The organism is Streptomonospora wellingtoniae (assembly GCF_031845375.1).
GTDB classification, from domain to species: domain Bacteria; phylum Actinomycetota; class Actinomycetes; order Streptosporangiales; family Streptosporangiaceae; genus Streptomonospora; species Streptomonospora wellingtoniae.
In genome coordinates this window covers 29,340-54,752 of the sequence record NZ_JAVREK010000032.1, presented here as the reverse complement: position 1 = coordinate 54,752, position 25,413 = coordinate 29,340, and the positions used below count along the sequence as shown (strand labels likewise).

Sequence of the window (25,413 nt, the reverse complement as noted above, 5' to 3'; positions counted from 1 at the left end):
CAGGTCAACGCGATGTCACGCGGACAGATCTTGTATGAGTCACTCCGCCGCCCCGGCCCGCGGTGGTTCCCGTCGAAACCGCCGCGGGCACTCCCCATGATGAACCAATAGATCTTGTAGCTATCGTCACTGGCAATCGATTGCCATCACGATAGCTACAAGATCAACGGGGGGTCGGCTGACGCGGGGCCCGGCCGAGCGCCGCCTCGTCGAGGCGGTACAGGAAGCGCAGGCGCTTCTCGAGCGGAAAGCCCGACAGCGCCCACGTCGTGGTGACGACGGGCAGGGCGTCCGCGGGCACACAAGCGAAGGCGTCGGGCAGCACCTCGACGGCGTCGCCTTGCAGCAGGAGCGGGGGGGCGGCCGCCGCCACCGCCGTCTCCGCTTCAAGCCTCGCCAGCCGTTCCGCCCGATCCGGCTGATCCGGCCACAGGCAGGCGCGCAGCCATCGGGCGTCGTCCGCGTCGGTCACGTCGACGGGATCGAGGTCGACACCGACCCGGGTGACGACCTCGGGCATCGCCCGCGTCGGGACGGACCGGTCCCCCACGACCGAAGCCGACAGCTGCACAGGCGACGACGGGTCGCCGAGCGACTGCCCGTTGCTGTAGGCGATGCCGACGCGATCGGCATTGAGGTTGAACGCGGCCGAACAGCCCACGTCGATCAGCCCGACCGCGTCCGCGCCCGCCCGGCGCGCCGCTTCGGCGACGGCGGGATACAGCACGGCGCAGCGTCCGGCCTCATCGGGACGCGTCCGCCGGCGCGCGGCGGTGGCCGCGACCTCCTCGGTCGATCGCAGCAGCGTGTCGACCGCCGCATCGGCGGCGGCGTCGCCGTCCGCGGCGGCATAGGCCGCAGCGAGCGCCGGGGCGCTTCCGGCGAGGGCGAGATGGTGCAGCGCGGCGAGGATCAGCTCCGGGTGCCGCTTGCGCGGCGGCGCCGCCTCGACGGCGCGCAAGGCTTCGCCGGACTCGCTCAGCGCGACGGCGACGCGCTCGTACAGCGGCGACACCGCGGCGGCGTCGACCTCGCCGAAGCGGCGGTAAACCTGAGCGAGCGTGCGGGCCCTACCCACGGGTGCAGCGCCTTGCGCGATCGTCGAGGGTTCCCGTTGCGTCGGGGGCGACGGCCGCCACCGCGCGCGCGGAGCCTCGACCGGAATCCGGGTCGAGCGGCCGGAGGCGCGAGGGCACCAGCGGTGGGAACGGTTCGCCGCGGACGCCCCCCAATACCGGTTTCCGCGTCGGGAGTGTCGGCAACCGTGCCCACTTCGGATACGGCCGGGGTGCGAAGTATGGCATGACGAGACTCATGCGGCTACATCATACCGTTGAAGCAACGGTTGAGACTTTGGTAGCGGCGACCGCGGCCCAACGCCGGGAAGTCTCAAACCGGGAAACACCGACATCCGGCCGGGAAGCGTGTCCGGCATCGCGACCCCCTCGACCATGCGGGCGGGGGCGCCGAACGCCGGCGCGGCCGATCGGCGCCGAAGGCCGCCTGGAAGCCGAGGCGCGACGGCGGTGCGGGACGTGCAGCAGGACCGGGGCGCCCGACGTCCTCTGACCCCGGTCCTCGTCCGGTCACTCGGCCGGACGGCCTTCGTGTTCGTCGGCGAGCATCTCGGCCAACTCGGTCAGGATGCGCTCGTCGTCGGTGGTGAGCTCGACCTCGTCGCCGTGCCGGGCCCCCAGCGACATCAGCCCGAGGACGCTGGCGGCGTCGACGGGGGTCCCGGCCTCGCCTTCGACGACCTTGGCGATACGGATCCGGCCCTCGTGCTTGCCGGCGGCTTCGGCCAGCAGCGCGGCGGGGCGGGCATGGAGTCCTACGGGCGAGCCGATGGTGACGCGTCGGTGCATCGGGGGTCCTTTCGGGAGTGGGGAATCGCAGTCAGGCGGTGGCCGTGGCCGCGGTCGGTTCACCGACGGGCTTCCGTCCGCCGCGGCCGATGCGCTTGGCCAGCAGGACGGCGGCGGTGGAGACCGCGATCCCGATGAGGATCGCGGCCAGGTACGGCAGCGGAGCGCCCACCAGCGGCAGGACGAACACGCCCCCGTGCGGGGCCATGAGGGTGCTGCCGAAGCCGATGGCCAGGGCTCCGGCGGTGGCCGAGCCCACGACGATGGAGGGGATGACCCGGAGCGGGTCGACCGCGGCGAAGGGGATCACGCCCTCGGTGATGAAGGAGGCGCCCAGGAGCCAGGCCGGGCGGGAGCTGGCGTGCTCGGCGGGGCTGAACAGATCGCGCTTGATCTTGGTGGCCAGAGCCAGGGCGATGGGCGGCGTCATGCCCGCGGCCATTGCGGCGGCCATGATCGCGTGGGCGGTTTCGCTGCCGGTGGAGAGCCCTCCTACGGCGAAGGTGTAGGCGACCTTGTTGACGGGACCGCCCATGTCGAAGGCCATCATCGCCCCGATGAGCGCGCCCAGCAGGATCGCGTTGGTGCCGGTCAGCCCGTTGAGCCACCCGGTGACGGCCTGCATGACCACCGCAACGGGCTCGCCCACGACCACGAACATCAGGGCACCGACCACGGCCGACCCCAGAAGCGGCAGGACGAGCACCGGCATCACCCCGGCCATGGCCCGGGGCACCGGGACGCGGCGGAGCCCGGCGACGACCGCGCCGGCGAGCAGGCCCGCGAGCAGGCCGCCGAGGAACCCGGATTCCACGGCCACTGCCGCCGCGCCGCCGACGAACCCGGGCGCCAGGGCGGCCCGGTCGGCCATGGCGTAGGCGATGAAGCCCGCCAGCACCGGCACGAGGAAGTCCATCGCCAGGGTGCCGACCTGGTTGGCGAGTGCGGCCCAGCTGGTGAGGCTGAGCGGGTCGAAGTGCTCGGTGACGGGCGGGGCCTCGGTGACGTCGTAGCCGCCCAGGGCGAAGCTGATCGCGATGAGCAGCCCGCCGGCGGCCACGAACGGGATGACGTAGCTGACCCCGGTCATGAGCCACTGCCTGAGGTTGCTGCCGAACCCTCCGGTGGCGGTCACCTTCGTCTCGGGCGCAGGAGTCGCCGCGTCCGGTGCGGCCGCCTCGGCGGCCGCCCGTTCGGCCCCCGCAACGCCCGACGCCGCGGGCTCGGGGCCGCTCTGCCCCGGTTCGGCGCGTTCAGCGGCTTCGGCGGCGCGTTCGAGAAGTCCGGCGGCGTCGTTGACGGCCTGCTTGACGGTGGCCTCGACGATGGGCTTGCCCTCGAAGCGCCCGCGGTTGTGCACACCGACGTCGGCGGCGAAGACCACGGCGTCGGCCGCGGCGATGTCCGCGGCCGAGAGGGCGGAGGTACCGGCCGACCCCTGAGTCTCGACGGAGACCTCGTGCCCGGCGGCGCGCCCGGCCTGTTCGAGGGCCTCGGCCGCCATGTAGGTGTGGGCGATGCCGGTGGGACAGGACGTCACGGCCACGATCTTCACGGCGCCACCTCCGAGCGGACGTAGTCGGCCGCGTGGGCGGGGTCGTCGGCACCCAGGAGGGTGTCCGTGAACTCGGAGCGCATGAGCCGGCGGGAGAGCGCGGCCAGCACGGCCATGTGGTCCGTGTCGCCGCCTTCAGGCGCGGCGATGAGGAAGATGAGGCGGGCGGGCCCGTCGGCGGCGCCGAAGTCCACGCCTTCGGCGCTGCGGCCGATGGCGAGGGTGGGTGCGGTGACGGCGGCCGAGCGGCAGTGCGGGATGCCGATACCTCCGGGGAGGCCCGTGGGCATCTGCTGCTCGCGCGCTTCGACATCGGCGAGGAACCGCTCCAGGTCGGTGACCCGGCCCGCTGCGCGCAGGCGTTCGGCGAGGGCGCGCACCGCTCCGCGGCGTTCGGTGGGGGCGAGGTCGAGATCCACCAGGTCGGTGGTGACGAGTTCGGTCATGGTGCTGCTCCGGTGAGAGTGAGGGTGGTGTCGACTGCGGTGACGCGCACGTTGTCGGAGCGCGGATCCCGGGGGCCGGGCATGCGGCTGCCCGGGAGTTCCACGGCGGCGGCGCCGTGGGCCACGGCGGCACGCAGCGCCTCGGGGCCGGCGCCGCCGGCGCCGAGGAAGCCGGCGAGCAAGGCGTCGCCGGCGCCCACGGTGCTGACGACCGCGGGTGCGGGGCCGCGGGCGTGCCAGGCCCCGGAGGCCTCGGCCAGCAGCGCGCCGTCGGCGCCGAGGCTGACCAGGACCGCCCCGACACCGTGGGCGCGCAGGTCGTGGGCGACGTCGAGGACGGCTCCGAGGGTGGGCAGCGGCCGCCCGGCAAGCTCGGCGAGCTCGTCGTGGTTGGGCTTGACCAGGTCGGGGCGCGCCGCCGCGGCGTGGGTCAGCGCGGGGCCGGAGGTGTCCACGGCGGTGCGCGCGCCCGCCCGCCGCCCGGCCCGCACGAGGTCGGCGTGCAGGTGCTCGGACCCGTCGGCCGGCAGGCTGCCGCAGGTGACGAGCCATTCGGCTCCAGCGGCCAGCCTGGCGGCGCGGTCGACGAGCTCGCGGGCCTCGCCGGCAGTGAGGGCGCTGCCGGATTCGTTGAACTTGGTGGTGGTGCCGTCGGCTTCGACCACGGTGATGTTGCTGCGGGTGGCGCCGTGCACCGGCACCTCGGCGACCGGCACCCGCTCGCCGCGCAGTAGGGAGCCCAGCCGTGCGCCTTCGGGACCGCCGCAGGGCAGAAGGGTGGTGGTGGCCAGTCCGGCGGAGGCCAGGACGCGGGCGACGTTGACGCCCTTCCCGCCGGGGTCCAGGGCGGCGCGCAGGCCGCGGTGGACCCCGCCCCGCGCCAGCCCGGCCACCGCGACGGTGCGGTCCAGGCTGGGGTTGGGCGTAACGGTGACGATCACACGACCACCACGTCGGCCTCGGCACCGGTGAGTTCCTCGCGGGCGCGCTCGTCGATCCCGCCGTCGGTGACGACGACGTCCATCTCCTCCAGGCGGGCGAAGCGGCTGAAGTGGTCGTCGCCGTACTTGGTGTGGTCGGCGAGCAGGACCCGGCGCCGGCAGGCGCGGACCATGGCGGCTTTGACCGCGGACTCGGCGGGGTCCGGGGTGGTACAGCCGCGTGCGTAGGAGAACCCGTTGGTTCCGAAGAAGCCGACGTCGACGGTCAGGCCGTCGAGGACGTCCTGGCCCCAGGTGCCGACCGAGGCCAGCGTTGTGGCGCGCACCCTGCCGCCGAGCAGGTGGAGCTCGCAGCCCGGGCGGACCACGAGCCGGTTGGCGGCGGGCAGGGAGTTGGTGACGACGGTGAGCTCGACACCGTCGGGGACGAGCCCGGCCAAACGGGCGGTGGTGGTGCCGCCGTCGAGCAGGACGGTGCCGCGCTCGGGCAGCTGGTCGACGGCGGCACGGGCGATGCGCTCCTTCTCCGCCTCGCTGGTGCGGTCGCGCAGGGTGACGCTGGGTTCGAAGTCCACGCGTTCGACGGGGACGGCCCCGCCGTAGACCCGGCGCAGGGCGCCCTGGCGTTCGAGGACCCCGAGGTCGCGCCGGATGGTCTCCGGTGTCACTGCCAGTTCCTCCGAGGCCGGCGACACGTCGACGCGCCCGTCCCGGCGCGCCCTCTGCACCAGCACCTGCCGACGCTCGGCCCCGTACATGCCCGATTCCCTTCGTTTTTATGTGGTTTGTTGTCTGATTTTGCCCGATGTTGCCAGGTTGTCAAGGGGCGATAAACGTGGACCAGCCCGTCCGCCGGCGTGCGCACCGCGGCCGCCCACCGAGAAGGCGGACGGGCCGACGAAGCCGCGGCGAGTGCGGGAGAGGCGGTGCTCAGCGGCTGGAAACGGGGCGGACGGGAGCACCGGGAATGGACTGATTCCCCATGGAAATGCCCGGCGGAATACGCCTTCAGGCCTCAGACCGCAGATCCGGGCGTTGCGGGTGCGGCACCTTTTCCGACGGCGGGAGTTTCCTAGAAGGCAGCCCGAACCACGCCGGACTCCTGGCCGGACGATATCTCGTGAATCCCGCGTTCCAATTCCATTGGGATTCAGCCGTATATCCCGGAAGACTCACCGGGATGCCCGTCCCACTGCTCCGACGAAAGCGAATACGACCCATGTGAGCTGCACAGACACAGTCGTATGATCGTTCGTCACACCATCCGCGGAGGGGCGGTTCACACGGGATTCGACAGAGGGGAGGGCGACTGCAACTGCCCATCGTGGCTACCGAGGAGGATTCTAGAACCGCTCTGATTCGGCTGTCCATCGGGATCGCAATGCACTCCCGACACCCCTTCGAGTGCGCCGGTATAGCTGATGAGCAGCATTAATACAGCAACGCGGGAACCGCCGGAAAAATATGCGGATCATCGGCTGGACCGGCCAGCTCTTAAATGCGTACTATCGGCCGCCACGGCCCGACCCCCAGGGCCGTGGGAAATCCGAAAGGAGAACCATGCCCCCTGTTCTCACGAGGATGAGCACGGCCGCCGTCGGCGCGGTCGCCGCCGCCGGCCTGCTGGTACCGGCCGGGACCGCGGTGGCCGCGCCCGCCGCGCCGGACTCCCCCGCACCGGCATCGCAGACCGCCGCCACCCAGGCGAAGACCATGGGCGTCAAGATCGACCTGGGCAGCGCGGTCGTCAACATCTCCAACCGGATCTTCGACATCGCCATCACCGCGATCGAGCAGAACCAGAACCGCAGCGGCTACGTCAAGAGCCTGATGGAGGGGTCGTTCTACGACGCCGGCCAGAGCTACAACGTGATGGTGGTCAAGGCCGACCACCCCTACTCCTACGACCTGAACAACATCGTCTACGACGCGACGGTCGAGGCCTCGGGCTACCCGTCGTTCCGGGTGCTCGTCTTCGACTCGGGCCGGTTCACCAACGAGGGCGACGGCGGCTACATCAACTGGGCCTTCCGCGGCTGGTTCGACCGCAGCGGCATGACCGTCGACTTCCGCAAGCCCTGACCCGCGGCCGAGAGGAGCGAGCACGTGAGGTTCCGCAATGCACTCGCCGTCGCGCCGCTGGCCGCGCTGGCGCTGCTGGGCACGGCGGTCGGCACGGCGCAGGCCGAGACCGCGAACCCGAACGAGACCCGGGCGACCGTGGAGGCCGCCGAGAGCCCGACCGTTACCGTGCACCTCGACGACGGCGCCAACGGTTTCGAAGTCGGCCGCGCGATCAGCGCCATCAACGAGGACAACCGCGGGGAGTTCGTCCGCCGCGCCGTCGACGAGGCGTTCGATGCCAGCGGAGGCCGCTACAGCGTCGTCATGATGAATCTCAGCCAGGGCTACGAGGAGCGGCTGGAGTCCAAGCGGCTCTACGCCAACGTCCGGTGGGGCTCCATCAACTACGGACTCTGGATCGCCGAGGCGGGAGAGTTCACCAACACCGGCGACGGCGGCTACATCAACTGGGGCTTCCGCGGCTGGTTCGACCGCGAGGGCAACACCGTCCGCTTCCACCGCCCCTGAGCCTGGAGAGGAAGTCAGCACATGAGGATCGCCAAGCTGGCCGCCTCCTTCGCCGCGGCGGTGATGGCCGTGACGGGTGCGGCGACGGTCGCCGCACCGCGGCCCGCCGCCGCGGAGCCGGCCACCACCATGGCGTTCGACGCCTGCGACCTGCGGGTGAAGCTGCGCGAACTGCGCGGCTGGGACGCCAACGACCAGTACAACATCATCGTGTGGAAGGAGTCGGCACGCGCCTCCAGCCACTTCGACGGCATCGTCTCGCAGGGGCACACCACCGCACAGGAGTGCGACGCGGTCATCGGCAACGACGTCGACTTCTTCTGGGTCGTGTTCAGCGGCGGTGGCGAGTTCACCCGCCAGGGCGACGGCGGCTACCGCAACTGGGCGTTCTACGGAGTGTGGGAGCGCGACGACACCCACGTCCGGTTCCTCCCCCGGTGACGTCCCCCCACTGCAACGAAAGGACAGTCCAGGTATGCGTGCGATGAAGAGGACGGCTGCGGTCTTGGCGCTCGCCGGCGCCGCGGGCGCGGGCGCGCCGGCCGCCGCGCAGGCGTCGGACTACCTCGACCCCTGCGACCTGAGCACCAAGATCGAGGAGCTGCAGGGCTGGGGCTCGGACACCTCGAAGAACATCATCGTCTACAAGGCCACCGCCCGGGAGTCCAGCCACTTCGAGGGTGTGGTATCCGAAGGCACCACCCAGGCCAAGCCCTGCGAGAACTTCTGGCCGAGCGAGCACGACTACCACTGGGTCGTGTTCAGCGGTGAGGGCGAGTTCGTGCGCAAGGGCGACGGCGGCTACCGCAACTGGGCGTTCTTCGGAGTGTTCACCCGCGACGACAACGTCGTCCGGTTCCACGCCAGATAGGCACCCTGCGACCGCCGGAGTCGGCGGATGCCGCGGGGCCGGGGGCGGCGCGCCGCCCCCGGCCCCGCTGACAAGCCGTTCGGCGAGGACGTCGCGCCTGACCCGCCCCGCCGGCCCTCGCTCACCGCGTACCAGGGGTCGCGCCGAGCATCCGCAGCGCGAGCTCGGCGTAGTAGTCGGCGAGCGCCTCGGGTGAGTCCGCGCCGTCGATGCTGTACCAGCGCACCAGGTCGATGCCGAGCGACACGACAGCGCGGACGGAGCGGTTGACGTCGGGAACGTCGAAGACGCCCTCCCGCACGCCCCGGGTGACCGCCGAGCGCAACACGGCGGTGAACCGCCGCCGCAGTTCCAGGACCGCGGCGCGGTGTTCGGTGCTGAGGCCGGCGAGTTCGTACTGGCACACGCGGGCCGCCGTGTGGTGACGCGCGTGCCAGACCACGAGCCCCGTGACGAGCCGTCCGACGTACACGCGGGTATCGCCGTCGTCGCGCTCCGACCGGATCGCCTCGAGAGCACGTTCGTGACCGGTCCGGACGATCTCGTACAGCACGCCTTCCTTCGAGGGAAAGTGCACGTACAGCGCGCCGGGGCTCAAGCCGATGGCCGCCGTGATGTCCCGGGTGGTGGCCGCGTGGAAGCCCATCCGGCTGAAGCACAGCACGGCCGATGTGAGCAGCGCGCGGGCCGCCTCCGGGAGGTCGTCGCTCCACAGGTCCCCGACCGCGCCGACCGGGAGGTCCGGAGGCAGGGCCACCGACTTCCTGGGGCCACCGCGCCGCTTCCGATTCGCGACCATGCCGATCCCTTGCTCCATGCCGCGCCGCGGCGGTCCCGCGGCCGAAGGCGACCGGACGCCGGACCTCGACACAGTCCGGCGAACACGTCTTGACACGGGCCCAACTTAAGGTAACTATGCGCTTAGTTACAACATCCCGCAGCAACGAGCAGCATCGGCGATGTCCACACCGGGACGACCTGCTCGGCCGTGCCGTCCCGGACCCAGCGTGTCCAGCGCAGCGGCGACCGGCGCTACGTCGGCGGCGAACCGGATCCGATGCCCGGCAGCGCAGCACCGCCGAGGAATAGCGAGGTGCGAAATGGCAATGGAACCCAAGTCGTCGAGCCGGGACGCCACGGTGGTGCTGGACGGCTTCTCCTATCTGGAGTGCCCGCGGTGGCGGGACGGCCGGCTGTGGGTCTCGGACTTCTACACCCACCAGGTCGTGGCGACCGACGCCCGCGGCGGCACCGAGGTGGTGGCCGAGGTCCCGGGCCAGCCGGCGGGACTGGGCTTCCTGCCCGACGGGCGCGCGCTCATCGCGTCGATGCGCGACCACCGCATTCTGGTGCGCGACGGCTCGGGACGGCTCGGCGTGCACGCGGACCTGTCCGGTGCCGCCTCCGGAATGCTCAACGACATGGTCGTGGACCACCGGGGACGCGCCTATGTGGGCAACTTCGGCTTCGATCTGATGGGCGGAGCCCCGCTGCGCTACACCACGCTCGCCCGGGTCGATGCCGACGGCACTGTCACCACGGTGGCCGAGGACCTGGGCTTCCCGAACGGCATGGTGATCCTGCCCGACGGAGTCCTGGTCGTCGCCGAGACCTTCGCCGGAAGGCTGACCGCCTTCGACATCGACGAGGACGGCGGTCTCGGCAACCGGCGCGTATGGGCGCAGTTCTGCCCCACGCCTCGGACCGACGACGTCGGACGGGCCGTGGAAGAGCTCGACGTCGCCCCCGACGGCCTATGCGCGGACGCCGCCGGCGCCCTCTGGGTGGCCGACGCCCTGCATGGGCGCGTCCTCCGCGTACGCGAGGGCGGCGAGATCCTGGAGGAGATCGCCACCGGCACCGGGGTCTTCGCCTGCATGCTCGGCGGCGACGACGGCCGGACCCTGTTCCTGTGCACGGCGCCCTCCTTCGCCGAGCACGAGCGCCGCGCGGCCCGCGAGGCCGAGCTGAGGGCGGTCCGCGTCGACGTTGCGCACGACGGCCTGCCCTGACGTCCGCGCCGGTCCCACCGCCCGTCTCCGATGGAGGTATCCCATGGACATCGCCTGCGCCTTCCCGACGGCCCTGGACTCTCCGGACAACATCGCCGTAGCCGAACGCCTGGGATACGCCCGCGCGTGGGTCTACGACACCCCGCAGCAAAGCCCCGACGTGTGGATGACCCTCGCGCTGGCCGCCGAGCGCACCGAGAGGATCGGCCTCGGGCCGGGGGTCCTGGTGCCCAGCCTGCGCCACCCGATGGCCAACGCCGCCGCGACCGCCACCCTCGCCGCACTCGCGCCCGGCCGGGTCGCGGTCGCCTTCGGCACCGGGTTCACCGGTCGGCGCGCCATGGGGTACCCCGCGATCGGCTGGTCCTACATGGACTCCTACATACGCGCCTACCGCGGTCTGCTTCGCGGCGAGACCGTCGAGTGGGAGGGCAGGAGGATGCGGATGCTCCACCCCGACGGGCACGCCCCCGCCCGGCCCGTCGACGTCCCCGTCCTCATCGGCGCGCTCGGGCCCAAGGGCAACGCGGTGGCCCGGGAGCTCGCCGACGGGCTCTTCACCACCCTCCAGCTCCCCGAGTTCATGAAGGAGTATGCGTGGGTGCCCTACCTCGCCTGGGGCACCGTCCTCGACGAGGGGGAGTCCCTGGACTCCGAGCATGCCCGCGCCGCCGGAGGACCGGGCTGGGCGCTGGCCTATCACGGCGCCTACGAGTTCGGCGGGCCCGACGCCGTGCGCGCGCTTCCCGGCGGAGCGCAGTGGCTGGAGATCGTCGAGGCGGATCCCGGCGAGGAGCGGCACCTCGCGGTGCACGCGGGGCACTGCGTCGAGTTGAACCGGGCGGACCGGGCGGCCTGGAACGCGGGCGGCCACGCGGTGCTCAAGGACGTGACCGTCAGCGGTACCCGCGGCGAGGTCCGGCGCAACCTGGACGACCTCGCCTCGCGGGGCGTGACCGAGATCGTGTTCCAGCCCTGCGGCCCCGACATCGGGTCCGAACTCGAACGGTTCCTCGACGCGGCCCGCTCCTGACCGGTCGGCCCCGGCCAGTCCGCCCGCCTGCCGCAGCGCCGGCGGTGGCAGGGCCCGAACCCCGTTGATCTTGTAGCTATCGTGATGAAAAACGATTTCCAGTGACGATAGCTACAAGATCGACGGCTCACCACCGCTCAGGGCCTGGGGGTGGGTTCGACCCGCGACCGCTCCGTTCACGCCGACGGCTTCGTTCCCGTGATCACGGTGGCGTCGAGGGTCTGGGAGGTGCTGACACGAGGGCTCAGACCTGCGGAGGAGAGCAGGCGTGCGGCCTGGGAGGTCTGAGCGGGGTGGAGCTCGGCCAGGAGGCTGCCTCCGGGGGCCAGCCAGGAAGCGGCTTCGGGGACGAGCCTGCGGTGCAGTTCCAGGCCGTCCGCTCCGCCGTCGAAGGCGGCGCGGGGCTCGTAGAGGCGCACGTCCAAGGGCAGCCGTACGCTCTCGTCGGTGGTGACATAGGGCGCGTTGGTCACGATGAGGTCGATCCGCCCTCGCAGCGCGAGCGGCAGCGGGGTGAACAGGTCGCCCGCGTAGGCCCGTCCGCCGAATGGGGCGATGTTCCTGCGGGCGCAGGCCACCGCGGCCGCGTCGATGTCCGCGGCGTGCAGCTCGATGGGGCCGTCAGCGGACAGGGCGGCCCCCACGGCACCCGCACCGCAGCACAGGTCGAGGACGACGGCGCCCGCCCCCGGCTCCGCCTCGCCGCCCGCCTGCGGCTCCCCTCCGAGGTCCGCCCGCCGGTTCGGTCGGACGCCCTCCCGGACCAAGGCGGCCGCCTGCTGCACGAGGAACTCCGTGCGGCGCCGGGGCACGAAGACGCCGGGATCGACTTCGATCCTCGCTCCGCAGAAGTCCGTCCAGCCGTTGACGTGCTGCACCCAGCCGATGCGCTGCGCCGGTCGCATGCTCACTCCCTCTCCGCGCGCCGGGCGACCCAGCGGCCCGCGGCGCGTCGGCGGCGGTTCCGCGCCGCTCTAGGTGACGATGACCTCCGCCTCGTGCGCGGGCACGGCGGCCTTTCGGCGCCGCGACGCCCGTGCGGGCTGCTGCGGTACGGCGCGGACCGCGGCGCCGAGAACGAGTTCGCGCAGCACCGTCTCCATTTCGAGCTGGGCGAACGCCCGTCCCAGGCAGCGGCGCACTCCGCCGCCGAAGGGGATCCAGGTGTAGGTGCCGGGCGGGTGCTCCAGGAAACGCTCCGGCAGGAACCGCTCGGGTTCGGGGTAGACGTCGGGGCGCCGGTGCAGCAGGTAGATGGCGGGAACCACGCGGACTCCGGCGGGGACGTCGTAGCCGGCGAAGCGCATCGGCTGCGTGAGCGTCCGCGGGATGACCGAGATGACCGGCCGCAGTCGGAGGGTCTCGTACACGACCGCCTTGAGGTAGGTGTCCGAGCCGGCCCGCACCTCCTCCGTGAGCCGATCGAGCTTGTCCGGGTGCCGCACGAGCTCCCGCACCGCCGAGACCAGCGCCGAGGCGGTGGTCTCGTGGCCCGCGACCAGCAATGTCACCAGCTCGTCGCGCAGCTCCGCGTCGGTCATCGGCGAGCCGTCCGCGTGCTGTGCGTGCAGCAGCAGCGAGAGCACGTCGGAGCGTTCCTCGAGGTCGGGCTGCGCTCTGCGCCGGCGGATCTCGGCGTAGAGCAACCGGTCGATCGCGTCCATCTCTCGGCGGAACGGCGGGAAGCGGCGGAGGCGGTCGGGGCCCAGCGCGAGCAGGAAGAGGGCATGGCGCGGGTCGGCACCGATGGTGAGCAGGCGCTGGAGGTTCGCCCGCAGCGGGCTCAGGCGTTCGGCGTCGGCGACGCCGAAGACCGCGTGCAGGATGTAGTCCATCGTCATCGCCTGCATACCCGCTCGGACGCGGTGCGGGCGGCCGCGCGGCCAGCTGGCGATCTCGGCGGCGGCGATCTCGCGCATAAGGCCGGTGTATCCGCGGGCGCGCTCGCCGTGGAAGGACGGGAGCAGCAGCCTGCGCTGCTCCCGGTGCTCGGCTTCGTCGAGCAGCAGCACGGAGTTCTCGCCGAGCACCGGTTTCATCGACCGGTTTCCGTCGCCGGCGTGCAGTTGTTCGGGCGCAGCCGTGAATACGCGTTTCACGTCTTCCGGTGCACTGATGAATACGCACGTACCCTGATGTGCGATGTGGATTCGGAATATGTCGCCGAATCGCTCGTGACACTGCGAGAGCATGCGCCGCGCGTCGCTGAACCAAAGGGCGGTCTGCGCCGCCCGCGGCAATTGGGGGCCGGGAGGAATCCGTTTCTTGGGGACGGTCGTTCGCACGGTTCCCATGCGCCAAGTTACGCATTCGGCGCTACCCCGTGTCAATCCCTCGCCGACAGACGCTTGCCGTGGCCGCGGGAGCCCGGGCGACCGCCGCTACTGCACGTCACGTTTTCCCGATGGACCGGCTCCGGGGGCGGGCGGGCGCCGTTAACCGCCATTCGGAACCGAAGAAGGAGCGTACGCAGCGCCGGGCGAAATGGACCGCAATGGCGCAGCGGCGACCGCGAGGCGCGCACCCCGCCGATGCGCGAAGACCGGAACGCGGTGTGTGACCGGAATCGCCGCCGGCACTCACCAGGACGGCCGGGCGCCAACCGGTCGCGAGCACGCACGCCCGGGACGGGGGGGCTCGCACCCGCCGCCGATACGGCGGGAGCGCGCACGCGCCGGTGCACCGACGCCGTCCGCAGGTTCGGCCCGGCCCGGGGCGGGGGGACCTTCGGCCGTGGCCACGGCGCGCTGCGCAGGAGCGGAGTGCCGGAACCACCCCATCGGCCGCCTGCTCGGAGATGTGCGCGCACAAGAATCGTCCCATCATCGTCCGAAAACTGCGGCCGGTACCGCCCGACCGCTACCCCCGACCGCTCCCGCATGGCCGCGAACACCCTCTCCGCGCCCGCGCTCCACCCCTGCCCGGCGGGGACGACGTCCGCGGCGCCCGCTCGGGCGGCGGGCGCCGCGGGCGCGGGCGGCACCACCGGGCCGGCCCCGCCGCGCCACCCGTGGGCGGCTCCCCCGCCGCCGCAGGCGCCACAGCGGTACCGCGCTCCCCGCGAACCACAATTGCGGCCCACCGGGCGCCCGCACGCCGAGGCAATATCAATCGTCTTACTTGACCGCTCTCAAGGGCCGCCCTAATCTGTGCGAAGCGCATTCCGATTCTCCCCCTCCGCCGATCTTAAAAAGCTCGGAACAGACCTTGAACAGCCTCCTTCGATGACATCGTTCAATCGGAGGAGAAATTGCCCCGGAGCGGCGTCGCTGTTGCTCCGGAAAGTAAAGATGAGAGGAGCTGGGAGTGGCAGACCCGAAGCGTAAGGGCAAGGTTTCCGAGCAGCTGGACTTCGACCTGAGTTCGGTGCCGGTCGACGTATTCGACCTCGCGGACCAGGGCCTCACTCTGGAGACCCTGACCGAAGGACACGGGCTTCCCGAGAATGGCGCGTCCTCGATCTGCAACGAGCTGATGTGCGCCTGCAGCAGCCCCGCCTGCTGACGCGTCCGGTCCGGACCGCGCCGCGGTTGAATTCCGCGCTCTGATGTTCACTGTTCCCGGGTTCGCGGAGCCCGGTGGTCGTGAGGGCTCTCACCTCGGGATCACCGGTTCCGGCGGCCAGGGGGCGGCCGATCGCCCGGCCGCCGGCGCCCTCCGGCGGCGCCGACCCGAGTACCCGCTTGTGGGGGGACGCAGAATGAGTCGGGACACGGTGGACCGGGAACTCCCGGCGGCGCTGGAACAGCCCCCGGCCCTGCCGAGCGGCGCCCGCGTGGCGTCGCCGCCGGTCGTCCGCACGGCCGGCCTGCCCGTCCGGGCTCTCGGCGCCCTCCGGTTCACCCGCTCCTTCGCGGCCGTCGACGAAGCGGCGCGCCTGGGTGAGCGGGTGGAGGCCGAGGGGCGGCTGCTGGCCGAGTCCCTGTACGACGTCATCGGCACGCTGGGAAGCGGTCCGCCCAAACCGGGCGTGGTCGGCCTGCGCCGGGCGCTGCACCGGTCGCGGCCGCCGCGGGCGGCCGAGTGGAACGAGCAGGTGGCAGGCGTAATCCCCGGGCCCGTCGCGGACCGGATCCGCCGCTGGACCGCCGACCTCGACGCACTGAAGCGCGCGGTCCGGGAACTGCCCGCAGTCCTCGCCGCGGAGGAGGCGGCCAAGCGCGGCGAACTGCGAGCGGTGGCCGAGCACACCGGCCTGCGCAGGGCCCTGTCCCAGTCCAGCCCGGCGCTCTACGCCGAGGTCCGCAAGTGGCTCGGCGACGAGGCGCATCCGCCGCGCCGCCAGTCGCTGGTCGCGCTGGCGAAGTACGTGGCGCGGGCGTCGGCCAAAACGAGCCCGTACAGCACGTTCATGGTCGGCGGCGTGGGTGTGTGGACCCCCGACGGACCCGCTGTCCGGGACATCGGAGCGCGGCGCGTGCGCAGCGTCGTGGAGCTGGACGGCCTGCTCGTGCAGACGCTCCTGGCGTCGCTGTGCACCGATCCCCGACTGGCCCCATCGCTGCGGCTGCGGCTCAACCCGAGCGCGACCGTGCGCGACGGCCGGGTCAGCTTCGCGGGCCGCCGACCCGCCGAACCCGTCCTGGCGATGCCCGCCACACCGGCCGTAAGCGCGTGCATGGACCTCCTCGACACCCGACCCGAGCCCACCTGGTCGGCGCTGCGCGACGCGCTCGTGGCCGCCGGCAGAGGGGCGTCCGGCCGCGCCTCCGCCGACAGCGTGGACTCGTTCCTGGGCGGGCTGGTCGACCTGGGGCTGGTGGAACGCCTTTCGCCGGTCTCCGACCTGGCCGGCGACCCTCTGGGGGAACTGGCCGACTGGCTCTCCTCCTGCGGGGGCGAGCGACCCGCCGGGGTTCTCGCGCTGGTGGAGCGGGTGCGCACGGAGGCGCGCCGCGACGTCCCCGTCACCGATCTCGACGGACACCACGAGCGCCAACGCCGCCTGATGGGTGCGATAGGCGACCTCGCGGCGCGCGTCGAAGGGCTGTCGGAGACCGGCGGCGAGGCGGGGCCGGAGGCGGATGCCGAGGCGGAGGCGGACCCCGCCGCGTCCAAGTGGACCTTCTACGAGAACGCCGTCTACACCGAACCGGCGGCCGCGTGCTCCTTCGCCCGCTGGGAACCCGCCCTGCACGACCTGGACGTGCTTCGCACCTGGTTGGCGCCGTTCGACCCGTCTCTGCCGCTCCGCCTTGCCCTGGCGGCCTACTTCCGCGAGCGTTTCGGCACCGCGGCGCGGGTGCCGGTCCTGACGCTGCACCGGGCGGTGCAGGACGAGCTGCGGAGGGAGGGCGCACCGGAGCAGACTCCGGCCGCCCGCGAGCTCGTGCGGCTGCTGCGCGCCAAGGCCAACCTCGTCCGCCCCCTGGCCGGGAGCCTCCTCCCCCGCCTGCGCGAACTGTCGCGCATCCAGGCCGAGGCCCGCGACGCGGTCCTCGGGGACCCCGGCACCGGCGCGGCCGCGCAGCGCGGCACCGTGCATGCGGACCCGGCGCGCCTGGCGGCCCTGTCGGCCCGATGGCCGCCCTGGGTCGCGGCGGCGGAGTCCCTCGCCTGCTACGTCCAACCGGCGGGCACCGGGAACGCGCCGTCGCTGGTGCTCAACGCGGTGCAGAACGGCCACGGCCGGGGCAGGACCCGCGTTCTGCACCTGCTGGACCAGGCGGGCTGCGCAGCGGGCGAGCCCGCGTCCGCGCCGCCGGAGCCGGGCGGGCGGGCGGTCGCCGAACTGGGCGGGCGGTTCGCGTCCTCGGTCAATGTTCGCAGCGCCGCCGCCCCCTACGAACTGGACTACCCGTTCACGACGAGCCGCCGCCCCGCCGAGCAGCGCATCCGCCCCGGCGACTGCGTGGCGGTCCACGACTCGCGGACCGGCCTCGTCCGGCTCCGCTGCGAGCCCCTCGACGCCGAGGTCCTGCCCCTGCACCTGGGGATGCTCGGCGACCTCTTCCTGCCCGCCGCCGCGCAGTTCCTGACCCAGTGCTTCGGCCACAGCTTCTACTCCTACCCCAGTGCGTCGCTCGTCGCCGACGAAGCTCCGCGGACGCCCGCGTCGGTCACCGCCTACCCCCGCGTCGCGGTCGGCTCCGTGGTGCTGCGGCGCGCCGCGTGGGCGGCTCCGATGCAGCGGGTGCCGCGCCGCCAAGGCGGCGAGACCGAGACCGACTACTGGCTGCGCCTGCTCCGCTGGCTGCGCGAGCACGGCCTCCCGACACGGTGCTTCGTGCGGGTGTGGGCCGACCCCGCGCGGCCGGGCAGCGGCGCGAGCACCGAGCGCACCTGGATGCTCGACAAGGCCCACAAGCCGGTCTACGTGGACTTCGCCAACTGGTACCTGGTGCTGGCCTTCCAGCGGATGCTGGACGGTTCGGCGGCCATGGCCGTCTTCGAGGAGGCGCTGCCGGACCCCGGCGAGGCGCGCACGACGGGCGGCGGCGCCGTGACCGAGTTCCTCGTGGAGATCTCCGAACCGGGGAGGCGCAATGGATGAATCCGACTGGGTGAGCGCTCACGCGTTCTACCACGGCGACCTGGACCTCCTCGTCACCGAGGGGATCGCGCCCCTGGCCGCCGACCTCGACTCCGCCGGCGCACTGCGCCGCTGGTTCTTCCTGCGGTACTGGGAGGGCGGCCCGCACGCCCGGCTGCGCCTGCTGCCCGAACCCGGCCACCGGGCGCGGGTGGAGCGGGCCGTACTGGAGGGACTCGCCGAGTACTTCCGCGCGCTCCCCAGCCGCGAGCCGATGCGCCGGGACCGGTACCTGCACATGGCCTCCTACTACGCCCGACGGGAGCGAATGGAGACCTTCGAGACGGATCTGCGCCCCGACAACTCGGTCGCGCTCCTGCCCTACCGCCGCGAGTACGACCGCTACGGCGGCGCGAGCGATGCAGTGGAGCGGCACTTCGCCGAGTCCAGCCGGATCGCCGTCGGCCTCCTGGCCGAGGGGACGGCGCCCGAGCAGAGGACGACCGCCGCCTTCGCGGCCGTGCTGCTCGCCTGGCTGGTCGCCGAGCCCGACCTGGGGAGTCTGGCCGAAAGGGTCGGCACGGCCGAGTCCGCGGTGCCCCGGTCAACCGACCTGCTCGGGCTCGGCGGTACGCCGCCGACCGCACGCCGGGAGCAGCGGCGCGACCAGGCGATCGGCGTCGCCCGCGGCCTTCTCCCGCTGGCGGCGCACGCCGGCGACCTGCCGCGCACGGGGACGTTCGTCGACTGGACCCGGTCGGCGCTCGCCCTGCGCGCCGGCGTGGAGCGCACACGGGCCGGCGCATCCGATCCGGACCCCTTCCAGGTCCTGGACACCTGCGCGCACCTGTTCTGCAACCGCATCGGCGTGCTGCTGAACAGCGAGGACGAGATCCGGGGTGCGGCCGCCGAAGCCGTCGGCGCGCTCGCCGCCGAGCAGGAGGCGGACGGTGAGGACGACGAGGACGACAGGGAGGACCGGGGTGGAATGGCACAGCCTGCACGTCGTGTACTACGCGAGTGACAAGGACCGCCTGCTGCTCGAAGCCGTCCGGCCCCTCTTCCGCCGGCTGGCGCCCGAGGTCGCCGCGACGTCGTTCACCCGGCACTGGCGGCTCGGCCCGCACGTGCGGATGCACGTCCGATGCGCCCCCGCGGCGGTGCCGGCGCTGGTGCGCCCGGCGGCGGAGGAGATCGTCGGCGGCTTCCTGGCGCGGTGCCCCTCGCGCGCTCGCCTCGTACCCCAGGACCACATCGAGGAGCACCGGAGGCTGGCGGAGCTTGAGGATGAGGACCGGCCCCTGCTTCCGTGGCGCCCCGACAACACGATCCACGAGGCCCCGTTCGAACGGCGTGCGCACGTGCTCGGCAGTGAGGAGGCGGCGGACCTGCTGGCCGACTTCCACGCGGCGACCGCCGACCCGGCTTTCCGGATGACCGAGGCGGTCGCCGACGGGACGCCGCGGCTCGGGCTGGCCTTCGACCTGATGGTCGCCACCGCGCACGCGCTGTCGGGGGTCGGCATCACCACGGGCTTCATGTCGTTCCGGTCCCACGCCGAGGCGTTCCTCACCACCCATCCGGGAGCACAGCGCCTGCGTCCTTCCTGGGACGCGCACTACCGCGGCCACGCCGCCTCCCTGCGCGGCCGTGTCGGCCGGATCACCGGGGCGCTGGACGGCGGAGCGGACGGGGCCGAGGGCTTCGTCGACGAGTGGACGCAGCTGATGCACTCGTTCCGCCGCCGGGGGCGCGCCCTCCTCGCCGCCGGGCGGCTGCCCTCCGACACGGCGTTCGCGCCCGGTGTCGACGGCCGCCCCCCGCCGCTGGTCGGAGCCAGCCCCTACCATCGCGCCGCCTACAGCAACCCGGCGGTGATGGCGTCGATGACCGCCGAGTGGTTCGTCCTATATCGGCTGATGCTGAACTACACCTACCTGTTCATGACCCAGCTCGGCGTCACCCCGGTGGAGCGCTACCTGCTGTGCCACCTCGCCGCCAACGCCGTCGAGGACCTGTACGGCGTCTCCGCGATGGAGCGGATCACGCAGGCTCCGCCGGAACCGGTGCCGGACGCGGGAGGAGGTGAGCCCGGGTGATGAAGGAGGCCCCTCTCTCCGGCGGTCCCGACCGCGAGCTGCGCCTGGTGCCCGGGGTGTCCTGCGCCCGCGGCGACGGGGAGATCCGGGTCGCCACGCGGCGCCGCAACGCGTCGCTGGGGGCCGACGCGCCGTGGAAGGGCAAGATGCTGGCCCGCCTCGCCCACGGGGCGTCCCGGCCTTCGGACCTGGTCGCCGATGCGGCGCAGGACGCGGAGCCGGTCGAGGTCGAGGCGCTCATCGCGCAGCTGGAGGCCGGCGGCTGGCTTGCCGTCGCCGTCCGCTACGGCGGACGGACGCTCTACACGCTGCTGCCCGAGAGCCCGTTGGGGACCGCCCCCGGCAGCGGCGGCGGCGGAGACGGCGCGGTGCTCTCCCGGTTCACCGTGGTGCGCCGCGAGCGCGACGGGCTCGTCGCCGAGTCACCGCTGGCGAGCGCCCGCCTGGAGACGCACGACCCGGCGGTCCGGGCGGCGGTGGGGGTCCTCGCCGGTGCGGGCGGTGCTGCGGAGCTCGCCGCCGTGGCGCCGGCCGCCGCGGCCCGCGAGCGCCTGGTGGCGGACCTGCTGCGGAGCGGCCTGGCCGTGTCGAGCGCGGAAGAGGAGGGGGCGCAGCTGCGGCTGGGCCAGTGGCAGCCGCACGAGCTGTGGTTCCACCGCCGCTCGCGGATGGGCGACCGCTCGGACGCCGCGGAGGGCTACGGCCGGACGATGTGGGCGCGCGGGAGCCACGACCCGCTTCCCGGGCGCCGGGAGCCCTATCCCGGGCCGGAGGTCGCCCTGCACAGGCCGAGCTTGGAGGCGCTCAGGCGCGCGGACCCGACGCTGACCTCCGTCGTCGAGGACCGGCGGTCGCTGCGCGTCCACGACGACGACAACCCGATTACCGCCGACCAGCTCGGCGAACTGCTGTACCGGTGTGCCCGCGTCCGCTCGGAGCGCGCTGGCGACGGCGTCGAGTACCTGAGCCGCCCTCATCCCTCGGGCGGCTCGGTCTACGAGCTGGAGCTGTACCCCGTCGTCCGCCTGGCCTCCGGGCTCGACGCCGGCATGTACCACTACGACGCGCACGCGCACCGGCTGCGCCTGGTGCAGGAGGCCGGGCCCGACGTGCGGCGCCTGATGCGCACGGCGCTTCGCGCAGCGCCCACGCCGGGCACGCCGCAAGTGCTGATCGTGGTGACCGCCAGGTTCGGCCGCCTGATGTGGATCTACGAGCAGATGCCGTACTCGCTGATCCTCAAGCACGTCGGCGTTCTGTACCAGACGATGTACTTGGTCGCGACGGCCATGGGGCTGGCGGCGTGCGGCCTGGGCGGCGGCGACGCGACGGACTTCAACGCGGCGACCGGGACGGATTACGCGACCGAAAGCGCTGTCGGCGAGTTCTCGCTGGGCAGCCGCCCGCCGCTGGAGTGACAGGAAGGACCGCATGGGACTGCTGCTGCGTCCGGACGCCTACTATGCGAAGTCGCCCCAGGGCGCCTATGTGCTCACCCACGAGGGCGAGATCAGGTTCACGGGAGAGTCGGTGTACCTGCTGATCGACCGGCTCGCCCCCTACCTCGACGGCCGCCACGGGATCGACGACCTGACGGCGGACCTGGCGCCGGAGCGGCGCCGGCTCGTCGAGCGCATGGTCGCCACGCTGCGCGAACGCGGCGCGGTGCGGGAGGTCGGCGCGCCCCGTCCGGCGGCCTCCGCTCCGGCCTCCCCCGAGGCCGCCTTCCTCGGCTACTTCCGCGACGACGGCGCCGACGCGTTCGCCGCCTACGCCGCGAAGCGGGCGCTGGTGGTGGGCTCGGGCCGGCTTCTGGCGGAGACCGCGGTCGCGGCGGCCCGCAGCGGCCTCGGCCGGGTGGAGGCCGCGGTCGCCGGCGGCAGCGCGGACGCCGACGAGCTCGCGGCTCGCCTGGCGGGCGCCTGGGGCGCGGCGGGACCGGCCGGGACCGCCGACGCATTCGCGGAAGAGCCGGAGGAGTCCGGGCTCGCCCGCCGCCTGGAGGGCGCGGACCTGGTCGTGCACGCCGCGGAGGACGGGGCGGCGGCCGACCGCCGCGCCGGGCTGCTGGAGCGCCTGTGCGCCGACGCCGGAATCCCGCTCGCTCAGGCACTTTCGAGGGACGGCGCCGTGTGGCTCGCGCCGGTCGGGGCGAGCTGGACGTCGGGCCGGCTCCGGCGCGCAGCCCGGCGTCCCGGGCCGCCGGAGCCCGCATCGCAGCCGGAGAGCACGGCCGACGCTCTGGCGGCCGCGGCTGCGGCCGCGCAGCTCGTCCACGGCGTGTTCCGGGCGGTCACCGGCACGGACACGGGTGAACCCGACACGCTGACGCAGGTCGGGCCCTCGGGGCTGGAGAGCACGGCCCACCGGTTGCGCACGCATCCGTTCACCGCACCCGCGGCACCGGCGCGCACCGGGCGGGAATTCCTCGATCGGGTCGCCGCGCTGGCGGAGCGGCCGCGGCTCGCACCCGGGGACTTCTCCCGCGAGGCGCGGTCGTGCACCGGTGAGGCGCTGGGCGTCCTCGGCGAACCCGATGAGGGCGACCGCGTCCAGTTCCCGCTGCACGTGTGCGGGGTCGAGGTCTCCGACCCGGTCGGCCTGTTCGGCGCCCGCGACCGGGCACCGAACGTGGTGGGCTCGGGAATCGGGTTCGAAACGGCGCGGCTGCGCGCGGCGCTGCGGGCGTTCGCGCTGTACGGCACCCTGATGGCCGACCCCCGCCGTCTGCTGTCACCCGGCGGCTCGCCGGTGTGTGCCGGAGACGCCGACCCCTGGGCGGCGATGGCGGCCCTGCGCGCGCACCGCACCGCGAGCCGGGTGTGGGCGTACGGGCTGGTCGACGGCGAGGCCCGCCTCGTGGACGCCGTGCGGGTCTTCCCCGCGCTGGGCCGCGGCGCGTCCCCGCCGACGGCGCAGGGCGACGGCGCAACCCTGCGCCTGCCTACGGGAACCGCCGCCGCCTACAGCTGGAGCGAGGCGGTCGAGGCCGGACTGCTCTCGCAGTGCCACCGCCGCACGCTGGCCGACGTCGCCGGTTCCGCGGCACCGTTCCCCCGGCTGGACGCCGCCGTCGCGGACCTGGACGAGCGGGGCGACCACTGCCGCACCCTACTCCGCGCCGTCGACGACACGGTGGCCTGCCACGACGTCACCGGCCCGCTGGGGGTGCCGACCGTCGTGTGCCTCCTGGGAGGCGCACCGGCGGCCTCCGCCTCGGGGCTCACGGTCGCCGACGCGCTGGGGGCGGCCCTGGAGAAGACGCTGCTCGCCTACCAGGCCCGCAGCAGCGGCCGGCGCGAATTCGCGCCCGCTGTCCCGCCCCTGCCGCCGCGGCTTCGAGGCGGCGCGACGCGCACCGCCGCGACCGGTCCGCGCCTGTCCGGCGCGGACCTCGCGGCGGCGCTGGCGGCGCGGGGCGATCGCCCCGCCGCCGTCCCCCTGGATCACGACGCGGAGGTGAGCAGGGTGATGCCGTTCACCGTGAGGGTGGTGCTTGCCGATGACCGGTAGAACGACGACCGCGCCCGCCGGGACCGTCCCCGGCGGAGGCGGCGCAGCGCTGCACGTCGTCGGGTCGGGACTGCTCGCCGACGCGATCGCCGCCGCGGCCGCCGCGCACGGCGGCGTCGCGGGTTCCGCGGCGGCGGAGCCGGACGGGGCCGGCGTGGACGCCGGCGCGCTGGTCGTCGCCGCCACCGACGGCTGGGACACGCGCCCGTACCCGCTCGTGCGCGCGGCCTGCGCCGCCGCGCCGGCGCCGTGGCTCCCGGTGCGCACAGAACTCGGCCGCATCGTGCTCGGCCCGGTCGAGCTCCCGGGCCGACCGGGCTGCGGCGACTGCGCGGACCTGCGCAGGCGCGTCGCCCGCCGGGACCCGGGAGGCCGCGAGGAGGTCCTGCGAGTGCACGGCGACGCGCTGGCGGAGCGTCCGTCGTCGTGGCTCACGACGCTCGCCGCCGACCTGGCGGCAGCCCTGGTGCTCGACGAGGCGCAGCGGGTGGCGCGGGACCCGGAGTCCGCCCGCACGCGCGACGCGCTGGTGTTCGTGGAGCTGGACGGCCTGCGGACGTCGCGGCACCGGTTCCTGCCCAACCCCCTGTGCGGACGGTGCGGCTCTCGGCCCGACGACGCGGCGGAGCTCGCCGGGCTCTCGCTCACCCCGCGCCCCAAGCCGGCGCCCGACACCTACCGCGCGCAGGACGTCGCCGACCGCTGGGAGTCGCTGGAGCAGACCTACTTCGACCCCGAGTGCGGACTCGTGCACACGCTGACGAAGGGCAGCGGCGGCGGGATCGTCACCGCCTCGGCGGAGCTGGGCGCGCACGGCGACTCCGTCGAGTACGGGTTCGGCTGGACCCGCAGCTACCGCACCAGCCGCGTCGTGGCACTCCTGGAGGCCCTCGAACGCTACGGCGCGACCCATCCCGGCGGCAGGCGCACCGTCGTGCACGCGCCCTACTCCGAGGTGCGCGACGAGGCGCTCGACCCGCGCGAGCTGGGCCTCTACCCGCCGGAGCGCCACGTTCCCGGATTCGCCTTCGAGTGGTTCTCCGAGTCCGTGCCCTGCTCCTGGGTGTGGGGCTACTCCTTCGCACGGTCGGCGCCGATCCTGGTGCCGGAGAACTACGTGTACTACCGGCTGATGCGGCGCGCCGGCCCGGAGAACCCGCCGTTCGTCTACGAGTGCTCCAACGGCTGCGCGCTGGGGGGCAGCGTGGAGGAGGCCGCCTTCTACGGCGCGCTGGAGGTGGCCGAACGCGACGCCTTCCTGATGACGTGGTACGCGCGGATGCCTGTGCCCCGCATCGACATCGGCTCGGCCCGCGACGACTCGCTACCCCTGCTCGCTGCGGCGATCGAGCGCGAGACCGGCTACGAGGTGCGCGCGTTCGACACGACGCTGGAGTACGGCGTCCCGAGCGTGTGGACCATGGCGGTCAGGCCGGGCGACGACGACGCGGCGCCCAAAGCCGCGTGCTCGGGCGGCGCCCACCTCGACCCCGAGCGCGCCCTCCAGCGGGCCCTGAGCGAGCTGGGCCCGATGACGGCCGGCCTCCTCGGGCAGGACCCCGCCCGCCAGGAGCGGGCGCGGGCGATGGTGCGCGATCCCTCGCTGGTCACACTGATGGCCCACCACACACAGCTCTACGGGCACCCGGAGGCGTTCGACCGCTTCGACTTCCTCGACCGCTCTCCCGGCCTCCGCCGCGTCGCGGACATGGCGCGCGTGCCCCCGGCGGCGGATCTGCGCGACGACCTCGTCGAGCTGGTGCGCCGGTACCTCGGCTGCGGTCTCGACGTCATCGTCGTCGACCAGACGACACCCGAGCACCGGGCGGGCGGCCTCGCCTGCGTCAAGGTCATCGTCCCCGGCACCCTGCCGATGACCTTCGGCCACGAGTTCCGCCGCGTGCACGGACTGGAGCGGCTGTACACGGTGCCGCACCGCCTCGGCTACGCCGACCGGCCGCTGGGCCCCGAGGACATCAGCCATCACCCGCACCCCTTTCCCTAAGGAGTCCTT

The 25,413-nt window shown here is 73.3% G+C and carries 22 protein-coding genes; 13 read left to right on the top strand and 9 right to left on the bottom strand.

Going from position 1 to position 25,413, the window contains the following annotated elements; genetic code table 11:
• Positions 1 to 163: 163 nt before the first annotated feature.
• The 6 genes from RM446_RS22780 to RM446_RS22755 all read right to left on the bottom strand — a co-directional run bounded on the left by RM446_RS22780 (position 164) and on the right by RM446_RS22755 (position 5,565).
• Positions 164 to 1,078 carry a DUF2332 domain-containing protein gene (locus RM446_RS22780; RefSeq protein WP_311547466.1) on the bottom strand — a complete coding sequence of 305 codons (915 nt, stop codon included), beginning with the start codon at positions 1,076 to 1,078 and terminating at the stop codon, positions 164 to 166.
• Positions 1,079 to 1,586: 508 nt separating this feature from the next.
• The gene (locus RM446_RS22775) at positions 1,587 to 1,865 is read right to left on the bottom strand and encodes an HPr family phosphocarrier protein (protein ID WP_311547465.1); all 279 of its coding nucleotides are present in this window, start codon (positions 1,863 to 1,865) and stop codon (positions 1,587 to 1,589) included.
• 31 nt (positions 1,866 to 1,896) lie between these two features.
• Positions 1,897 to 3,420 (bottom strand): PTS fructose transporter subunit IIC, encoded by a 1,524-nt coding sequence (locus RM446_RS22770; protein ID WP_311547464.1) that lies wholly within the window; start codon positions 3,418 to 3,420, stop codon positions 1,897 to 1,899.
• Positions 3,417 to 3,866: a PTS sugar transporter subunit IIA gene (locus RM446_RS22765; protein ID WP_311547463.1), complete on the bottom strand. Its 450-nt coding sequence runs from the start codon at positions 3,864 to 3,866 to the stop codon at positions 3,417 to 3,419. Before RM446_RS22765 ends, RM446_RS22770 begins: the two co-directional genes overlap by 4 nt.
• Positions 3,863 to 4,807: a 1-phosphofructokinase gene (gene pfkB, locus RM446_RS22760; protein WP_311547462.1), complete on the bottom strand. Its 945-nt coding sequence runs from the start codon at positions 4,805 to 4,807 to the stop codon at positions 3,863 to 3,865. Before pfkB ends, RM446_RS22765 begins: the two co-directional genes overlap by 4 nt.
• The gene (locus RM446_RS22755; protein ID WP_311547461.1) at positions 4,804 to 5,565 is read right to left on the bottom strand and encodes a DeoR/GlpR family DNA-binding transcription regulator; all 762 of its coding nucleotides are present in this window, start codon (positions 5,563 to 5,565) and stop codon (positions 4,804 to 4,806) included. The genes pfkB and RM446_RS22755 overlap by 4 nt, the downstream gene beginning before the upstream one ends.
• A gap of 802 nt (positions 5,566 to 6,367) precedes the next feature.
• On the opposite strand from RM446_RS22755, the gene RM446_RS22750 reads away from it, so the two are divergent.
• From RM446_RS22750 to RM446_RS22735, 4 genes are read left to right on the top strand one after another with little or no spacing between them, the layout of a single operon-like run.
• Positions 6,368 to 6,889 carry a hypothetical protein gene (locus tag RM446_RS22750; RefSeq protein WP_311547460.1) on the top strand — a complete coding sequence of 174 codons (522 nt, stop codon included), beginning with the start codon at positions 6,368 to 6,370 and terminating at the stop codon, positions 6,887 to 6,889.
• A 24-nt stretch (positions 6,890 to 6,913) separates the two neighbouring features.
• Positions 6,914 to 7,399, top strand: a complete 486-nt coding sequence (locus tag RM446_RS22745) for a hypothetical protein (protein WP_311547459.1) — start codon at positions 6,914 to 6,916, stop codon at positions 7,397 to 7,399.
• A gap of 21 nt (positions 7,400 to 7,420) precedes the next feature.
• Positions 7,421 to 7,840 (top strand): hypothetical protein, encoded by a 420-nt coding sequence (locus tag RM446_RS22740; RefSeq protein ID WP_311547458.1) that lies wholly within the window; start codon positions 7,421 to 7,423, stop codon positions 7,838 to 7,840.
• 34 nt (positions 7,841 to 7,874) lie between these two features.
• Entirely contained in the window at positions 7,875 to 8,270 is a 396-nt protein-coding gene (locus RM446_RS22735; protein WP_311547457.1) for a hypothetical protein, read from the top strand.
• A gap of 121 nt (positions 8,271 to 8,391) precedes the next feature.
• On the opposite strand, the gene RM446_RS22730 is transcribed toward RM446_RS22735, so the two are convergent.
• Entirely contained in the window at positions 8,392 to 9,027 is a 636-nt protein-coding gene (locus RM446_RS22730; RefSeq protein WP_311547456.1) for a TetR/AcrR family transcriptional regulator, read from the bottom strand.
• 343 nt (positions 9,028 to 9,370) lie between these two features.
• On the opposite strand from RM446_RS22730, the gene RM446_RS22725 reads away from it, so the two are divergent.
• Positions 9,371 to 10,282 (top strand): SMP-30/gluconolactonase/LRE family protein, encoded by a 912-nt coding sequence (locus RM446_RS22725; RefSeq protein WP_311547455.1) that lies wholly within the window; start codon positions 9,371 to 9,373, stop codon positions 10,280 to 10,282.
• A gap of 43 nt (positions 10,283 to 10,325) precedes the next feature.
• Positions 10,326 to 11,315 (top strand): LLM class flavin-dependent oxidoreductase, encoded by a 990-nt coding sequence (locus tag RM446_RS22720; RefSeq protein ID WP_311547454.1) that lies wholly within the window; start codon positions 10,326 to 10,328, stop codon positions 11,313 to 11,315.
• A gap of 176 nt (positions 11,316 to 11,491) precedes the next feature.
• Here the strand turns inward: RM446_RS22720 and RM446_RS22715 are convergent, their stop codons facing one another.
• Complete coding sequence (locus tag RM446_RS22715; protein ID WP_311547468.1) at positions 11,492 to 12,220, bottom strand: methyltransferase; 729 nt, start codon at positions 12,218 to 12,220, stop codon at positions 11,492 to 11,494.
• Between the two features lie 69 nt (positions 12,221 to 12,289).
• Complete coding sequence (locus RM446_RS22710; protein WP_311547453.1) at positions 12,290 to 13,609, bottom strand: cytochrome P450; 1,320 nt, start codon at positions 13,607 to 13,609, stop codon at positions 12,290 to 12,292.
• 1,012 nt (positions 13,610 to 14,621) lie between these two features.
• On the opposite strand from RM446_RS22710, the gene RM446_RS22705 reads away from it, so the two are divergent.
• The 7 genes from RM446_RS22705 (at position 14,622) to RM446_RS22675 (ending at position 25,404) form a co-directional block, all read left to right on the top strand.
• The gene (locus tag RM446_RS22705; RefSeq protein ID WP_311547452.1) at positions 14,622 to 14,819 is read left to right on the top strand and encodes a thiomuracin/GE37468 family thiazolyl RiPP peptide; all 198 of its coding nucleotides are present in this window, start codon (positions 14,622 to 14,624) and stop codon (positions 14,817 to 14,819) included.
• Positions 14,820 to 15,015: 196 nt separating this feature from the next.
• Positions 15,016 to 17,808 (top strand): lantibiotic dehydratase, encoded by a 2,793-nt coding sequence (locus RM446_RS22700; protein WP_311547451.1) that lies wholly within the window; start codon positions 15,016 to 15,018, stop codon positions 17,806 to 17,808.
• A complete protein-coding gene (locus RM446_RS22695; RefSeq protein ID WP_311547450.1) occupies positions 17,801 to 18,811 on the top strand; it encodes a lantibiotic dehydratase C-terminal domain-containing protein in 1,011 nt (336 codons plus the stop codon). Before RM446_RS22700 ends, RM446_RS22695 begins: the two co-directional genes overlap by 8 nt.
• Positions 18,771 to 19,886, top strand: coding sequence for a thiopeptide maturation pyridine synthase (locus RM446_RS22690; protein ID WP_311547449.1), 1,116 nt, complete (start codon positions 18,771 to 18,773; stop codon positions 19,884 to 19,886). Before RM446_RS22695 ends, RM446_RS22690 begins: the two co-directional genes overlap by 41 nt.
• Positions 19,886 to 21,304: a SagB family peptide dehydrogenase gene (locus RM446_RS22685; protein WP_311547448.1), complete on the top strand. Its 1,419-nt coding sequence runs from the start codon at positions 19,886 to 19,888 to the stop codon at positions 21,302 to 21,304. The genes RM446_RS22690 and RM446_RS22685 overlap by 1 nt, the downstream gene beginning before the upstream one ends.
• Before the next feature lie 13 nt (positions 21,305 to 21,317).
• Entirely contained in the window at positions 21,318 to 23,399 is a 2,082-nt protein-coding gene (locus tag RM446_RS22680; protein ID WP_311547447.1) for a hypothetical protein, read from the top strand.
• Entirely contained in the window at positions 23,389 to 25,404 is a 2,016-nt protein-coding gene (locus RM446_RS22675; RefSeq protein ID WP_311547446.1) for a TOMM precursor leader peptide-binding protein, read from the top strand. The genes RM446_RS22680 and RM446_RS22675 overlap by 11 nt, the downstream gene beginning before the upstream one ends.
• The last annotated feature ends 9 nt before the right edge of the window (positions 25,405 to 25,413 follow it).

Bases quoted from the DNA above. Each gene is read 5' to 3' on its own strand.
- RM446_RS22775 (WP_311547465.1), bottom strand. From the start codon at position 1,865: ATGCACCGACGCGTCACCATCGGCTCGCCCGTAGGACTCCATGCCCGC.
- RM446_RS22765 (WP_311547463.1), bottom strand. From the start codon at position 3,866: ATGACCGAACTCGTCACCACCGACCTGGTGGATCTCGACCTCGCCCCC.
- RM446_RS22755 (WP_311547461.1), bottom strand. From the start codon at position 5,565: ATGTACGGGGCCGAGCGTCGGCAGGTGCTGGTGCAGAGGGCGCGCCGG.
- RM446_RS22750 (WP_311547460.1), top strand. From the start codon at position 6,368: ATGCCCCCTGTTCTCACGAGGATGAGCACGGCCGCCGTCGGCGCGGTC.
- RM446_RS22740 (WP_311547458.1), top strand. From the start codon at position 7,421: ATGAGGATCGCCAAGCTGGCCGCCTCCTTCGCCGCGGCGGTGATGGCC.
- RM446_RS22735 (WP_311547457.1), top strand. From the start codon at position 7,875: ATGCGTGCGATGAAGAGGACGGCTGCGGTCTTGGCGCTCGCCGGCGCC.
- RM446_RS22725 (WP_311547455.1), top strand. From the start codon at position 9,371: ATGGCAATGGAACCCAAGTCGTCGAGCCGGGACGCCACGGTGGTGCTG.
- RM446_RS22720 (WP_311547454.1), top strand. From the start codon at position 10,326: ATGGACATCGCCTGCGCCTTCCCGACGGCCCTGGACTCTCCGGACAAC.
- RM446_RS22715 (WP_311547468.1), bottom strand. From the start codon at position 12,220: ATGCGACCGGCGCAGCGCATCGGCTGGGTGCAGCACGTCAACGGCTGG.
- RM446_RS22710 (WP_311547453.1), bottom strand. From the start codon at position 13,609: ATGGGAACCGTGCGAACGACCGTCCCCAAGAAACGGATTCCTCCCGGC.
- RM446_RS22700 (WP_311547451.1), top strand. From the start codon at position 15,016: ATGAGTCGGGACACGGTGGACCGGGAACTCCCGGCGGCGCTGGAACAG.
- RM446_RS22695 (WP_311547450.1), top strand. From the start codon at position 17,801: ATGGATGAATCCGACTGGGTGAGCGCTCACGCGTTCTACCACGGCGAC.
- RM446_RS22685 (WP_311547448.1), top strand. From the start codon at position 19,886: ATGAAGGAGGCCCCTCTCTCCGGCGGTCCCGACCGCGAGCTGCGCCTG.
- RM446_RS22680 (WP_311547447.1), top strand. From the start codon at position 21,318: ATGGGACTGCTGCTGCGTCCGGACGCCTACTATGCGAAGTCGCCCCAG.
- RM446_RS22675 (WP_311547446.1), top strand. From the start codon at position 23,389: ATGACCGGTAGAACGACGACCGCGCCCGCCGGGACCGTCCCCGGCGGA.